Here is a 14,314-nt window from a genome sequence, read left to right on the forward strand (position 1 = left end):
TGATTCTCGGTAGTCGTCAACGGCCCCGGAGTCGGGGGTCCGGGGCCGTCGCGCGGGCGTCAGGAGGAGAAGAACAGGCCGGAGAGGCCGTGGTGCTTGCGGTGGCCGTAGCCGTAACCGTGGTGGCCGCCGTGGTGGTGGTGGACCTGCTGCGGCGCGGCGCCCCAACCGGGCTGGACCGGCTGCGGGTAGGCGACGGGCGGCGGGGTCGGAGCGGCCGGCGGCGGCGTGTGCATCTGGGCCTCGAGGCGGGTGATGGACTCGAGCTCGCCGTAGTCGAGGAAGACGCCGCGGCAGCCGTCGCACTGCTCGATGTGAACGCCCATGCGGTCGAACGTGCGCATGTTCGCATGACACTTGGGACACTGCATCGTGGTGAGCCTCCTGCGGTGGGACCGGACAAAAACGATATTAGCCGCGGTCGTCGTGCTCATGCGCCGCAGCGATCCGACGACAAGCCTCGACCAGCGGTTCCACGGCCTGCAGACCGGTCACGAGTGCCCGCGCTGCCATTTGCACAACGTACGCCTGGGCCGGGATGTTGAGCGCTTCCCATTCTGATGTCGGCAGCGCCACACCCCCCGTTTCACGGTAGGTGTTCAGGAACCGCGCCCACAGGTCCGCCGGCAGGATGCCCGCCGCGAACAACGCCGCAGGTCGGGCCAGGTCCCACACCGGGTCGCCCACCCCCAGGTCGTCCACGTCGATCAACCGCCACGCCCCCCGGTGCACCAGCTGCCCGAGGTGCCAGTCGCCGTGGATCAACGCCCGCGTCGACATGCCCAGCGGCGGCAGCACCGCGAACGCCGCCAGCACCACGTCCGCGTGCGGCAGCTCCGGCGGCAACGCCCTGATCGCCCGCACGATCCGCTCCGGCGCCCCCGCCACGGGCCCCCGCGCCGGCAGCGCGTGCAGCTGGGCCAGCAGCTGCGCGCTCTCCTCCCACGGCGCCGCGTCCGGGTCCGCCTGGCTCACCGGCGTCCCGTACGGCCACACCGTCACCGGCCGGTCGTCCACGAACTGCACCGGCCGCAACGGCGGCAGCATCAGCTCCGGGTGCGCGGCCGCGATCTCCAGCCGCTGCGCCAGCGCCTCGACGTCGGTGTCCGCCGAGTGCGCCTTGGCCACCACGTCACCGACCCGCACCACCACGACGTCACCGCGGTCGCCGCCCAGCACCTCCGGGTCGCCGGAAGAGCCGGTCAACGAGGCCATCGCCGCGATCAGGTCGTCCACGCCGCACAGTGAACCAGGTGGCCACCGCGTGGGGATCACGCTCGTTGCAGCGATCCCGCGTAGGAGTAGAAGAACCCGATCAGGTAGGTCGCCGCGTCTCCCGGGCTGTCGAACTCGGCGTAGAACCGCCGCTCGTCCTCGTTCACCCAGTACACGGCGTAGCGGTCACCGACCCGCACCAGGCACAGCGCGCCGTCGACCTGCTCGCCCACCGAGTAGCGCGCGGGGTCCAGGCCGAGGTGGGCGGCGATGTCCAGGGCGGCGCTCGCCGCCTGCTCGAACTCCTCCTGCAGCCCCGGTTCCTCCTCGGCGCTGCCGGTGGCCGTCGCGAGTGCCCGCGCCCTGACCGCGGAGGGCAGCCGGTCGGGCGGGCGGTACCGGTTGGCCCTGATGTGCGCGAGCAGGGCTGTGTCCGGCGCGATGTCGTGGTGTTCGAGGTAGTGCGGTACCGAACCGGACCAGACCCACCTGCCGTCGGTGTGGAACACCATCGGCACCGTTTCCGGGTGCTCGGGGTCGACCAGGTCGGGTGCGAGACCGCGGGAGGACAGCACGACCGGTGCGCCGCGCAGGTAGTCGAGCACCGCCTGCTTCTCGAACCGCACGACCGGGGTGCGGTAGGTGAGCGCCACGCCGTCCGCGGACATGCCGTCGACCGCCCGCGCCAGGAGCAGCTCCGGCCGGTGCGGGGCCTTCGCCCGCGGCTCGGGCTTCAGCGTGCCGGTCGTGCTCAGCGCCGCGTTGAGCCAGCCGGGCACGTACCGGGGGTTGCGCGGGTAGAACGTCGGCTCGTGCCGCAGGGCCTGGGCCGCGAAGTCCGCGAGGTCGCTGAAGTACGGCCGCCAGGCGGGTTCGGCCTCGGTGTCGAAGGCCAGCGTCGGCTGACCGCCGTCCTCCAGCACGTAGCGGGCGGTGAACCACGCCCCGAACGGGTAGGAGTAGCCCGCGGCCCTGAGCCGGTGGAACCACTGGCTCACCACCGCCGACGGCAGCCAGTGCACCTCCTCGCCGTCCGCCGTCGTCACCGTGGTCGTGAGGACCTGCCACCCGGCCGTCGCGTCGCACTCGACGCTGATCCGCGTCCACCCCTCGGGTGCGGACGAGGCGAGCTCCGCCGTGATCGCGTCGACGATCGCGTCGAGGTCCGGTTCCCCCGGCGGTCCCCACGCCAGCGAGACGCCGTGCGCCGCGGGCGGTTCGTCCAGGAAGGACAGGTGGTCGACCCGCACCTGGCAGAGCCGGTCGAACTCGCCGGCGGGCCCGCGCAGCCGCCAGCTCCGGGGAACCCGCAGGGAGAGCGGGCTGGTGACGAGGTCCGCACCGTCGGCGGCGACGACCTCGGCGGCGGTCTCACCGGCCAGGGCAACGGTGATGAGCGTGAACCACGACTCGACGAGGCTGCGCTGCAACGGCGTGCCCGCGATGTCGTCGTCGGGGTCGGGATCGACGACGACGTACTGGCGCGCACCGTCCTGCCCCGCACGCGCGACGCAGAGCTGGTCGGACCAGACCGCGTGCGTGGTCCTGCCCAGCGGACCGGACAAGATCGCCTTCACTGCTGTCCTCCCGGCATCGCGGTGCCCATCGGCGTCGGCGTCGCGGGAAGCGGCCCGACGCGCATGAGGTCGTTGACTCGTTCGCTCTCGGCCCGGTGCAGCTCGGCCAGCGTCTGCACCGGTATCCGCAGCTTCGGCTTGGACGACCGGTTGAGCTGCAGGCCGACGTGGTGGCGGCCGTGGCCGAGGTGCCTGATCAGGTCGATGCCGCGCACCGACGTCCAGTGCGGCCAGGTGCTCGGCACCCGCACGAACGAGGTGCAGACGTCGAGCGTGCGGTCGCCGTGCTCGTTCGGCCGGAGCACCAGCTCCTCGCCCTCGTCGCACATGGCCATGAGCTCCGCTTCCGCGAACGCCCGCGCGAACGGCCCGAGCCGCACGAACCCGTTGATCGTGCGCCACAGCTCCAGTTCGAAGTCCGTGTGGAACCTGGTGCCCGCGGTGTCCGGGTGCGGCACGAAACCGGGGTTGCGCCACTCCTCACCGGTGAACGCACCGTCCGGGCCGACCTCGCGGAGCCCCTTCAGGGTCCGGGTGTCGTCGCGCTTCTCCCGCGGCTGGTGGAGGTCGTAGTAGCCGACCTGACCACCGGGGTTGCGGGCGGCCAGGGCAATGCCCTCGTCGTCGACGTCGGGCAGGGGGGACCTGCCCAGGTACCAGTCGACGTGCACCTCTGGCACCCCGCTCATAGCTCTGCCTCCAGCTCCTGCATTTCCGCGAGCCACTTGAAGTTCTCGTTCACCTGGGGGTTGCCGACGCTGGTGTCGTGGATGTCGCCGTTGTCGTCGAAGTAGGTGACGCGTTCCCAGGTCCGGTAGACGTACTCGTTGCCCATGCCGCCGGGGAACACGTACTCCGACTCCCCGTGCGTGCCGTTCTGGCCCGCGTCGTGGTAGGTGAAGTCGACGTTGACGCCGTTCGGGTGGTACGCCTCCGTGATCCGCTCCACCCTCTTGTTGAGCCCGCTCTCCGTCTTCACGTCGGTGTCGGCGTTGAACCTCATGTTCGTCTCGAACCGGCCGGGCGCGTGGTCGACGTCCATCGTGAACGACACGTGCGCGGAGCCCGTGACGATCTTGTCGCCGAACCCGGACATCGCGCCGCCCGCCACGTGGTTGTTGATGCTCAGCGCCTCGGGGTTGCGCGGCGCGATGCCCTGACCGGCGTGGATGTCGGCCGCACTGCCGCCGTCGATGCGCAGCAGCGGCTGGCTGAGCATCTGCCGCAGGCCCTGGACGTCGCGGTAGACCGGCTTCTCCGGGATGGCCGAGACGTCCACCCGCACCGGAGCGCCGTCGAGCATCCCGGGCGGTGCCTGGCGGGTGTGGCCGGGCGGCAGCTCCCCTCCGGGGGTGAAGGTCGGCTTCTCGTCGTTGCGCCCGCCGGTGATCTCCCCCTTGTTCTTGAACACCCGGTCGACGTACTCCGTCGCGGCCTTGTTCAACCTGCGCTGCATCGCGTCCTGCGCCGACTCGCGGGGTGCGGTCGAGGCCGCGTCCGGCTCGATGAACCTGCCGTCGGGACCGACCTCGAGGCCCGCCGTCCGGATCCACACCTCGGCCATGGACAGCTCGGGGTGCTCCAGCGCGTAGAGCTTGACGGCGTGCTGCTCCAGCTCCGCCTGGCTCATGTCCTCCAGCGACCGCTGCCGTCGAGGAGCTTCCGGTTCCGTGCTCCTGGGCTGCGGTGTGTCGGCCCTGGTGGGGACCGTGTGCTGGACCGGGGCCGGCTGGTGCCGTGCCGGATCGGCCGGTCGGTTCCACGGCTGGTCCTGGGTGCTGCCCGGGGGCATCGGCCGGCGAGGTGGCTGCGGGCCCTGTGCCGGGTGCACCGGGCGAGGAGGACCGGCGTTCGGCGGCGCGGTGTGCCGTGCCTGCTGGGGGTGGTGACCGGCGGGAGGCGCCATCGGGCGCCGCAGCTGGTCGGGGTGCTGCGGGTGGTTGCGGTGCTGGCGGTGGTTGTGGTGTTGCGGGTGGTTGTGGTGCTGCGGGTGACCGTGGTGCTGCGGGGGCTGGCCCTGCTGTGGTGCGGGCCTGCCCTGTTGCGGGTGCTGGCCGGTGTGCGGACGTGGTCCGGCCTGTGGGTGTTGCCAGGCCTGTGGGTGTTGCCCAGCTGCCGGGTGTGACCTGGCCTGCGGGTGTTGGCCGGTGTGCGGACGTGGCGCGGGCTGCGGGTGCTGACCAGTCTGCGGGTGCTGACCAGGCTGTGGATGTTGTCCGGCTTGCGGGCGAGGCCCTGCCTGCGGAGGTGGTCCGGCCTGAGGGCGTGGTCCGGCCTGCTGCGGACGCGGTCCCGCCTGGGGGTGCTGCCCTGCTTGCGGGTACCGGCCGACCGGTGGCTGGAGCGGGCGTTGCTGCTGGTGCCACGTGCGCGGATCGGCTCCGTGCTGCGGGCGTTGCTGCCCTGCCCACGGCTGGCCGGGACCGTGGGCGGGGCGCTGCGGAACCCCACCCGGAGGCATCCCGCCCACGGGCGTCCCACTGCGAGGCGGAAGTCCCGGTAGAGGCCCCTGCCGCCGCGGTGGCTGCCGGTCCGACCAGCCCGGTGGCGGTGCGCCGGGGTGGACCGGTCGCTGGTGGCCGTCCGGCTGCACCGGGTGCCACTCGCCGGACGCGTCGCGCACCCAGTCCGTCGGTTCGCCGCGGCGCCATGCGCGCGGGCGGTGCTCCGGTGTCGTGTCGCCCCACGTGGGGGTCGTGCCGGGCGGGGTCGGGCGGTCGTGCCGGGTGCTGGTGCCGTCCGGCTTGAAGGTGACCCAGTCGCCGTTCGGCGGCCAGCCGGGGGAGAAGTCGCCGCGGACGTGGTCGAAGTGCGACGAGCTCGCGAAGACGTTGCCCATGTCGTCGACCCACGCGTCCTTGGTGGGGGAGACGACGTCGACTCCGAGCTCCTGGCTCAGCCGGGCCGCGAACCCGTCCGACCTCGTGCCGGTCTGGCAGGAGACCAGGCGGATCGGCTGCCTGCCGTCCCAGTCGCCGCTCGACCTGATGATGTCGGCGAGGTCCTCCGGCGTCAGCCTGGTGCCGCCCACCCGGACGTCGTCGGTGGAACCGTGCAGGTCCACGGTGTAGCGGTGCGGATCGGGGGCGACCATCGCCGCCGACTGCGAGTAGGCCTTGAACTCGTCGTCGTGCAGCGACAGGCCGGACCGGGTGTGCCTGACGTCGTCCTGCAGGTGCTCGAAGCGATCCGGCAGCGGCACCGGGCTCCGCAGCCTCTTGTGCTCCTCCCACGGCGTGCGCGCGGGCCGTTCGTGCGGCGAGGCGGCGTCGGCAGGCGGCTGTGGTGCGTGCGCGGGGTGCGGGGGCGGTCCGGCCGGTGGCAACGGACGGGCGTGCGGTGACGGGCCCGCGGGGTGGGCCGGCCGGTGCGGGGACGGGGGAGGCTGGGGAGCGCGGTGCGGTGCCGGAGCGGCTGCCGGTGGAGCGGAGCGGTGCTGCGGCGGTGGCACCTGGCCGTGCTGCGGCGGGGAGGTCTGGGCGTGCTGTGGCGGCACGTGGGCAGGCTGGTGCTGGGGGACGTCGTTGGCAGTGCGGTGCGTCGGCGGGAGCAGAGGTGCCGACGTCGCCGCCTGGTGCACGCCGTCCGCCGGCGGTGTGCGCGGAGCGGTCGGCGGTGGGGCCGAGGTCGTCGGTGCCGGCTGGAAGGGGGCGGAGGCGTTCGGCGCGTGGTTGCCGTGGGAGGCGGGGCCGGACGGGACCGGGCCGGTTGTCGCGTGGGTGCCGGGGGCAGGGGCCGACGGTGCCGGGCCGGTGTGGCCGTGGGGTGCGGACGTGCTGCTGCCGGCGGGCACGGGCTGGTGGCTGCTGCCGGACGGGTGAGGACCGGCGTTGGTCGGCGAGTTGCCGGCGTGCCCACCCGGCGTCGAGACGGGTGCGCTGCTCGGTGAGAAGGCCGAGGGGGCCGTCGTCGGCACCGAGCGAGCCGCGGCGGGTGAGCCCTGCTGGCCCGGACTCTGCTGGCCCGGACCCTGCGGCGCTGGACCGGTCTGTGCGGGAGCGTGCTGAAAGCCCTGCGGTTGCTGCGGAGCAGCCGCCGCGGAGGACGGGGCAGCGGAGGACGGGGCCGCTTCGGGCGTGGCCGATCGAGTCGCCTACGCCGTCGCCGAGGGCCTTGCCCGCGCCGGCGCCCACGCCGAAGCCGACGGCGCCGGAGATGAGACCCGACTTGGCGGCGTCGAGGGTGAGCTTGCCGTCGAGCTCGGAACGGGTGCCCTTGGCCAGCTGGATGCCCTGGACGGCGAGGTCGGTGGCCACGGAGGTGGCCACCTCGATGCCCACCTGCACGGCGAGCTTTCCGATGAGGTTGCGGCCGACCTGCTGCATCAGCCGTTGCACCAGTTGCCGGAACACGATCTGCACGCCGGCGCGGGTGGCCAGCTGGGCGGGGACGATGCCTGCGGTCGAGGCGCCGAAGGACGCCACCGCGGAGGCGATCATCGCGGCGATCTGGATGGCCAGGATCACCAGCGCGATGATGATCGAGAGCTTGGCGTACTCGATCTGCATGGCGCAGTTGCGGCAGGCGGTGGCGAGCTTCTCGGAGACGTTCTTCATCTTGGGCAAGGTGGCTTCCTCGCCCTTGACGAACTTCTCCCAGTACTTCTTGAACGCCTCCGCCGCCTCGCCGTCCATGTGGGACGTGGCCTGCGCCACGGCGTCGTCCGCCTCGCGCATGGCGTTGTCGATATCGGTCGCGGCGGTCTGCCACACCTCGGCGAGGCGTTGCAGTGCCGTCTCGTCGCCTTCCGGCCAGCTGTCGCCCACCACGATCGGGATGAGCCAGCGGACCTCGGCGGGCATCTCGATGCCCATTGCAGCAATCCCCCCAGACTGCTAACCGCTGATGCCGCGTGCGTTGAAGTCGTCCTGCTGTTCCATCAGGTTCGCGGACTCTTCGAGGTTCTTCCCGATGTCCTGCAACGTCTGCGCGACCTTCGCCATCACCTCGCGCACGGCCTGCGCGGCGGGGGCGTAGTCGGTGCCGAACTTCTGGCCGGCCTCGTCGTTGCCCCAGCACTGGCCCTCGGCGTCGAGACCGCGGGCCAGCGCCGCCGCGTGCGTGCCCATCTCCTCGCCCGCGTGGCCCATCTTCGCCGCGGCCGAGCGCACGCCGGCCGCTTCCATCCACGTGTGCCCGCTCACCAGCGGTGGCCCCTGCCCATGATCGAGTCGCCGCCGAAGTCCTCGTCGTCGGACTCGGCGGAACCGGCGCGCTGCACCGGGCGGGCCTCGCGGCGCAGCACCGAGGAGCCGAAGTCCTCATCGGACGGTGGTGGCGGAGCGGCGGGCTCCTCGCGCTGCTCGACCTTGAAGAAGTCCTTCAGCGACGGTGCGCCCGGCACGACGTCCGGCAGGTCGACCATGCCCTCTTCCGAGGTGAGCGGGGCCATCTCGGCGTTGACCTGCTCGCGCACGTTCATCGCGGCACGGCGGGCCACCTGCGTGATCGTCTGCGCCAGCTGTTCGGGGGTCACCCGGTCGAACGCCCGCGGGCCCAGCTCCAGCTCGTCCAGCACACCGGTCGCGTCCACGGTCACCACGACGTTGCCGTCCGGTGAGGACGCGACACCCGACATCGCCGCGATCGCCGCCTGTGCGTCCCGCAACCCGTCCGTGCGCTGCTTGAGCTCGCGCATCAGGGTGTCGAGCGTGCCTCGCAACTCTGCGTTACGTGCCGCTAGCTGTTCGTCATCGAGCACTGCGGCAACGTACCGAACGCCGCTGCGGCCTGTCGGGCGTATGGATCATTTGGTGATGCAGATCGTCGTCGGCGGCCGGTCGTAGGTCCTGGTGTCGTCGTCGGGACCGCACAACGACCGGTCCGACCTGCCGTCGACCACCTTGGTGACCCTGCGGGTGCCGGTGCCGCAGGCGAGCTTGGTGTCGAAGATGCCGACCTGCTGGAGGCAGTCGCCCTGGCGCACGTTCAGCGAGTAGCACTCCCGCGTCTTGCGCTTGGTCTTGCGGTTGCGCGCCGACGCCTCCTCCACGTAGTCGCCGCCGGGGCAGGGCGCGGTGACGCCGCGCTCGATGGACACCAGCCGGTAGGTGGCGTCCTGCGCGGCGCAGTCCACCTTCGTCAGCTCGGCCTTGTCGCGGGACAGGTCCACGACCCTGGCGCACTCGCCGACGCCGGGCTGCTCGGTCCAGAGCGAGCAGCCGGAGACGACCAGCGCCAACGCGGTGACCGCGACGAGCTTCCGCACGGCGAAGTGGTACTTCGACATGGCCTCACACCTCCGGGACGCGGACGTCGGACAGCTGCTGTGGCGAAAGTCGCACCGCCCGCGGCCGGGGCCGGCGTCCGCGGCCGGACCACCGGGTCCTGCGGCGGCGCTGACCGCACGGTCGGGTGACGAGGCGGCGGTGGGCTGTGACAAAACCGCTTCCCCCAGGTAGAGCTTGATGTGCGGACCATGTCTACTGCACGGGCGGGAGCGGTACCCCCGTTTTGACCCAGGTAGACGTGGGCGGGTATCTTTGCTACTCGTGCCCGACCCATGTCGGGCCGCTCCGCGTGCCCGTGAGGCCGCGGTGTCCTCCACTCGCGGTGGCAGTCGAACTGTTGCTTGCGGACCTGAGTAGCGGGCGACACGCCCGACCTCGGGTGCAGAGAGGGATCAAGAAACACGAGGGTGAACCGCAAGGGGAACCCGCAGAAGACGGAAGAAGCAGCCGGCGAATGCCAACGATCCAGCAGCTGGTCCGCAAGGGCCGCCAGGACAAGGTGGCCAAGCAGAAGACGGCGGCCCTCAAGGGCTCGCCGCAGCGGCGCGGTGTGTGCACCCGCGTTTACACCACCACCCCCAAGAAGCCGAACTCCGCACTGCGCAAGGTCGCTCGCGTGAAGCTGACCAGCGGTATCGAGGTCACGGCCTACATCCCCGGTGAGGGTCACAACCTCCAGGAGCACTCGATGGTGCTCGTGCGCGGTGGTCGTGTGAAGGACCTGCCGGGTGTTCGCTACAAGATCATCCGTGGCTCTCTCGACACGCAGGGTGTCAAGAACCGCAAGCAGGCTCGCAGCCGCTACGGCGCGAAGAAGGAGAAGAGCTGATGCCCCGCAAGGGACCGGCCCCGAAGCGGCCGCTTATCTCTGACCCGGTCTACAGCTCGCCGCTCGTGACCCAGCTCATCAACAAGGTGCTGGTGGACGGCAAGCGCTCCGTGGCCGAGAAGATCGTCTACGAAGCCCTCGAGGGTGCTCGCGAGAAGACCGGCACCGACCCGGTCGTCACGCTGAAGCGCGCGCTGGACAACGTGAAGCCCTCGCTGGAGGTCAAGAGCCGCCGCGTCGGTGGTGCGACCTACCAGGTGCCGATCGAGGTCAAGCCCGGCCGCTCCACCACGCTGGCGCTGCGCTGGCTGATCACCTTCTCCCGGCAGCGCCGTGAGAAGACCATGGTCGAGCGTCTGATGAACGAGCTGCTCGATGCGAGCAACGGTCTCGGTGCGAGCGTCAAGCGCCGTGAGGACACTCACAAGATGGCCGAGTCCAACAAGGCCTTCGCCCACTACCGCTGGTGATGTGCCGCCCGGCCTGCCGGTCAGGCCGGGCGCTCCCAGCCCTAGTGAGCCCACAAGCTCAAGACAGGGGAAAGACCCGTGGCACAGGACGTGCTCACTGATCTTGCCAAGGTCCGCAACATCGGGATCATGGCCCACATCGACGCGGGCAAGACCACGACGACTGAGCGGATCCTGTTCTACACCGGGATCAGCTACAAGATCGGCGAGGTCCACGACGGCGCTGCCGTGATGGACTGGATGGAGCAGGAGCAGGAGCGCGGCATCACGATCACGTCGGCCGCGACGACCTGCTACTGGAAGAACCACCAGATCAACCTGATCGACACGCCCGGCCACGTCGACTTCACCGTCGAGGTCGAGCGCAACCTGCGCGTCCTCGACGGCGCCGTTGCCGTCTTCGACGGCAAGGAGGGCGTCGAGCCGCAGTCCGAGCAGGTCTGGCGGCAGGCGACCAAGTACGACGTCCCGCGCATCTGCTTCGTCAACAAGATGGACAAGCTCGGCGCGGACTTCTACTTCACCATCCGCACCATCTCCGAGCGCCTGGGCGCCAAGCCCCTCCCGATCCAGATCCCGATCGGTGCCGAGAGCGACTTCATCGGCGTCGTCGACCTGATCGAGATGCGCGCTCTGACCTGGCGCGGCGAGGTCCAGAAGGGCGAGGACTACGCGATCGAGGAGATCCCCGCAGATCTCGTCGAGAAGGCGCAGGAGTTCCGCGAGGCGCTGCTCGAGGCCGTCGCCGAGACCGACGACGACCTGACCGAGAAGTACTTCGAGCAGGGCGACCTGTCCGTCGAGGAGATCAAGGCCGGCCTCCGCAAGATCGTTGCCGAGGGCACCGCCTACCCGATCCTCTGCGGCTCCGCGTTCAAGAACAAGGGCGTCCAGCCCATGCTCGACGCGGTGATCGACTTCCTGCCGTCGCCGCTGGACCTCCCGCCGGTCGAGGGCACGCTGCAGGACGGCGAGACCGTCGTGTCGCGCAAGGCCTCGTCCGACGAGCCGTTCTCCGCGCTCGCGTTCAAGATCGCCGTGCACCCGTTCTTCGGCAAGCTGACCTACATCCGGGTCTACTCGGGCAAGGTCGCCTCCGGCACCCAGGTCGTCAACGCGACCAAGGACCGCAAGGAGCGCATCGGGAAGATCTTCCAGATGCACGCCAACAAGGAGAACCCGGTCACCGAGGCCATCGCCGGTCACATCTACGCCGTGATCGGTCTGAAGGACACGACGACCGGTGAGACCCTCGCCGACCCGGCGAACCCCATCGTCCTCGAGTCGATGACGTTCCCCGAGCCGGTCATCCAGGTCGCCATCGAGCCCAAGACGAAGGCCGACCAGGAGAAGCTGGGCACCGCGATCCAGAAGCTGGCCGAGGAGGACCCGACGTTCCGGGTCAACCTCGACCAGGAGACGGGCCAGACCATCATCGCCGGCATGGGCGAGCTCCACCTGGACATCCTGGTGGACCGCATGCGCCGCGAGTTCAAGGTCGAGGCCAACATCGGCAAGCCTCAGGTGGCGTACCGGGAGACCATCCGCAAGGCGGTGGAGAAGTACTCCTACACCCACAAGAAGCAGACCGGTGGCTCCGGCCAGTTCGCGAAGGTGCTCGTCACCGTCGAGCCGCTGGAGAAGAAGGAAGACGGCGCGCTCTACGAGTTCGTCAACGCCGTCACCGGCGGTCGCATCCCCCGCGAGTACATCCCGTCGGTCGACGCGGGTGCGCAGGACGCGCTGCAGTACGGCGTGCTGGCGGGCTACCCGCTGGTCGGCGTGAAGGTGACGCTGCTCGACGGCGCCTACCACGAGGTCGACTCCTCGGAGATGGCGTTCAAGATCGCTGGTTCGATGGCCCTCAAGGAAGCCGCCCGTCAGGCGTCTCCCGCGATCCTCGAGCCGCTGATGGCCGTCGAGGTCACGACGCCCGAGGAGTACATGGGCGACGTGATCGGCGACCTGAACTCCCGCCGTGGCCAGATCCAGGCCATGGAGGAGCGCAGCGGTATCCGCGTCGTCAAGGCGCTGGTCCCGCTGTCGGAAATGTTCGGGTACGTGGGTGACCTGCGGTCCAAGACCCAGGGTCGTGCCAACTACTCGATGGTGTTCGACTCCTACGCAGAGGTTCCCGCGAACGTCTCGAAGGAGATCATCGCGAAGGCGACTGGGGAATAACCCCACACCGGAGCACCGCAGTTCCACCGCGGGCTCTCCGGGGTTGATTCCCTGGGGTCCGCTACTTTTTGACCCTGACGTGTAAGTCCGGCCGGCCGCCCCTAGCCGGCCGGACCAGCAAAAGAAGTCCAGGAGGACAATCCAGTGGCGAAGGCGAAGTTCGAGCGGACGAAGCCGCACGTCAACATCGGCACCATCGGTCACATCGACCATGGCAAGACCACGCTGACCGCGGCGATCTCCAAGGTTCTGCACGACGCGTACCCCGATGTCAACGCTTCGTTCGCGTTCGACCAGATCGACAAGGCGCCGGAAGAGAAGCAGCGCGGCATCACGATCTCGATCGCGCACATCGAGTACCAGACGGAGAACCGTCACTACGCGCACGTCGACTGCCCCGGTCACGCCGACTACATCAAGAACATGATCACCGGTGCGGCGCAGATGGACGGCGCCATCCTGGTGGTCGCGGCGACCGACGGCCCGATGCCGCAGACGAAGGAGCACGTCCTCCTGGCCCGCCAGGTCGGCGTCCCCTACATCGTCGTCGCGCTGAACAAGGCCGACATGGTCGACGACGAGGAGATCCTGGAGCTCGTCGAGCTCGAGGTCCGCGAGCTGCTCTCCGAGTACGAGTTCCCGGGCGACGACCTGCCGGTCGTGCGCGTTTCGGCGCTGAAGGCGCTGGAGGGTGACGAGACCTGGGGCAAGTCCGTGCTGGAGCTCATGGCCGCCGTCGACTCGGCGATCCCGGAGCCGGAGCGCGAGACCGACAAGCCGTTCCTCATGCCCGTCGAGGACGTCTTCACGATCACCGGCCGCGGCACCGTCGTGACCGGTCGCATCGAGCGCGGCATCATCAACGTGAACTCCGAGATCGAGATCGTCGGCATCAAGGAGCAGTCGAAGAAGACGACTGTCACCTCGATCGAGATGTTCAAGAAGTTCCTCGACGAGGGTCGCGCCGGTGACAACGCCGCGCTGCTGCTCCGCGGCATCAAGCGCGAGGAGGTGGAGCGCGGCATGGTCATCGTCAAGCCGGGCACCACGACCCCGCACACCGAGTTCGAGGCGCAGGTCTACATCCTGTCGAAGGACGAGGGTGGCCGCCACACGCCGTTCTTCAACAACTACCGTCCGCAGTTCTACTTCCGGACGACGGACGTGACCGGCGTCGTGACCCTGCCCGAGGGCACCGAGATGGTCATGCCCGGTGACACCACCGGCATGTCGGTCAAGCTGATCCAGCCGATCGCCATGGACGAGGGCCTCCGCTTCGCGATCCGCGAGGGTGGCCGCACCGTCGGCGCCGGCTCGGTCACCAAGATCGTCAAGTGACCTGGCTCTAGCTGTTAGTTCGGCGTCAGGCCGGGCCAACGTTCGCGTTGGCCCGGCCTTCGTCGTAGCAGGACCAGGCGTGTGCGACAGCTCACGCCGGAAATGTTTCGCGGCGCGCGAGGTAGATCCGCCGCGGGGATCTCGTTGCCGGACAACGGGTCCGTTTCGCTCGTCGGTCCACACGCGACCGATCGGGCGGCTCGTCGGACAAGATCCGCACGTGATCTGCCTCCAACTGACCCACCCCGATTTGGAGTGCCCCGCGACCGTGTGGCATCCTTTACGGGTTGCTCGACGAAGGCCGGGTCGCATCCGTGCGTGCCCATCTCCTTCGACCGAGCGTCCGCGCCCTGTTAGTGAACGCCTCCTTGCGGAGATGGGCATCAGGGTGCATGGGCTGTGGTAGGCCCAATCCCACCGGGGAGACCTTGCGTGGGACCGGTATGCGTACCGGGCGCGACACGCCCGACCGCG

Annotated in this window: 13 protein-coding genes and 1 pseudogene; 5 read left to right on the forward strand and 9 right to left on the reverse strand. The window is 70.0% G+C overall.

Going from position 1 to position 14,314, the window contains the following annotated elements:
• Positions 1–59: 59 nt before the first annotated feature.
• From ACVDFE_RS09000 to ACVDFE_RS09020, 5 genes are read right to left on the reverse strand one after another with little or no spacing between them, the layout of a single operon-like run.
• Entirely contained in the window at positions 60–434 is a 375-nt protein-coding gene (locus ACVDFE_RS09000; RefSeq protein WP_458430182.1) for a TFIIB-type zinc ribbon-containing protein, read from the reverse strand.
• Positions 412–1,236 (reverse strand): phosphotransferase family protein, encoded by an 825-nt coding sequence (locus tag ACVDFE_RS09005; protein ID WP_458430183.1) that lies wholly within the window; start codon positions 1,234–1,236, stop codon positions 412–414. Before ACVDFE_RS09005 ends, ACVDFE_RS09000 begins: the two co-directional genes overlap by 23 nt.
• A 35-nt stretch (positions 1,237–1,271) precedes the next feature.
• Positions 1,272–2,792 carry a hypothetical protein gene (locus ACVDFE_RS09010; protein ID WP_360395717.1) on the reverse strand — a complete coding sequence of 507 codons (1,521 nt, stop codon included), beginning with the start codon at positions 2,790–2,792 and terminating at the stop codon, positions 1,272–1,274.
• The gene (locus ACVDFE_RS09015; protein ID WP_458434478.1) at positions 2,789–3,481 is read right to left on the reverse strand and encodes a hypothetical protein; all 693 of its coding nucleotides are present in this window, start codon (positions 3,479–3,481) and stop codon (positions 2,789–2,791) included. The genes ACVDFE_RS09010 and ACVDFE_RS09015 overlap by 4 nt, the downstream gene beginning before the upstream one ends.
• Positions 3,478–6,288: a hypothetical protein gene (locus tag ACVDFE_RS09020; protein ID WP_458430184.1), complete on the reverse strand. Its 2,811-nt coding sequence runs from the start codon at positions 6,286–6,288 to the stop codon at positions 3,478–3,480. Before ACVDFE_RS09020 ends, ACVDFE_RS09015 begins: the two co-directional genes overlap by 4 nt.
• Positions 6,289–6,316: 28 nt before the next feature.
• Between ACVDFE_RS09020 and ACVDFE_RS09025 the strand changes: the two genes are divergently transcribed.
• A complete protein-coding gene (locus tag ACVDFE_RS09025; protein ID WP_458430185.1) occupies positions 6,317–6,613 on the forward strand; it encodes a hypothetical protein in 297 nt (98 codons plus the stop codon).
• A 606-nt stretch (positions 6,614–7,219) separates the two neighbouring features.
• Here the strand turns inward: ACVDFE_RS09025 and ACVDFE_RS09030 are convergent.
• The 4 genes and pseudogenes from ACVDFE_RS09030 to ACVDFE_RS09045 form a co-directional block, all read right to left on the reverse strand.
• Positions 7,220–7,606: pseudogene (locus tag ACVDFE_RS09030) on the reverse strand (WXG100-like domain-containing protein); the annotation flags it as partial.
• Between the two features lie 21 nt (positions 7,607–7,627).
• On the reverse strand, positions 7,628–7,936 hold the full coding sequence (locus tag ACVDFE_RS09035) for a WXG100 family type VII secretion target (protein ID WP_360395723.1): 309 nt from the start codon (positions 7,934–7,936) through the stop codon (positions 7,628–7,630).
• Positions 7,933–8,430 (reverse strand): YbaB/EbfC family nucleoid-associated protein, encoded by a 498-nt coding sequence (locus ACVDFE_RS09040; RefSeq protein ID WP_458430186.1) that lies wholly within the window; start codon positions 8,428–8,430, stop codon positions 7,933–7,935. Before ACVDFE_RS09040 ends, ACVDFE_RS09035 begins: the two co-directional genes overlap by 4 nt.
• 108 nt (positions 8,431–8,538) lie before the next feature.
• Positions 8,539–9,021: an LppU/SCO3897 family protein gene (locus ACVDFE_RS09045; RefSeq protein WP_458430187.1), complete on the reverse strand. Its 483-nt coding sequence runs from the start codon at positions 9,019–9,021 to the stop codon at positions 8,539–8,541.
• A 455-nt stretch (positions 9,022–9,476) separates the two neighbouring features.
• Here ACVDFE_RS09045 and rpsL point away from each other — a divergent pair, with 455 nt between their 5' ends.
• From rpsL to tuf, 4 genes are all read left to right on the forward strand, one after another.
• Complete coding sequence (gene rpsL, locus ACVDFE_RS09050; protein WP_030473471.1) at positions 9,477–9,851, forward strand: 30S ribosomal protein S12; 375 nt, start codon at positions 9,477–9,479, stop codon at positions 9,849–9,851.
• Positions 9,851–10,321: a 30S ribosomal protein S7 gene (gene rpsG / locus ACVDFE_RS09055; protein ID WP_030478293.1), complete on the forward strand. Its 471-nt coding sequence runs from the start codon at positions 9,851–9,853 to the stop codon at positions 10,319–10,321. Before rpsL ends, rpsG begins: the two co-directional genes overlap by 1 nt.
• 78 nt (positions 10,322–10,399) lie before the next feature.
• Positions 10,400–12,502, forward strand: a complete 2,103-nt coding sequence (gene fusA / locus ACVDFE_RS09060) for an elongation factor G (RefSeq protein WP_360395728.1) — start codon at positions 10,400–10,402, stop codon at positions 12,500–12,502.
• A gap of 144 nt (positions 12,503–12,646) precedes the next feature.
• The gene (gene tuf, locus ACVDFE_RS09065) at positions 12,647–13,840 is read left to right on the forward strand and encodes an elongation factor Tu (protein ID WP_360395730.1); all 1,194 of its coding nucleotides are present in this window, start codon (positions 12,647–12,649) and stop codon (positions 13,838–13,840) included.
• Positions 13,841–14,314: the final 474 nt, after the last annotated feature.

This window comes from Lentzea chajnantorensis, assembly GCF_054300775.1.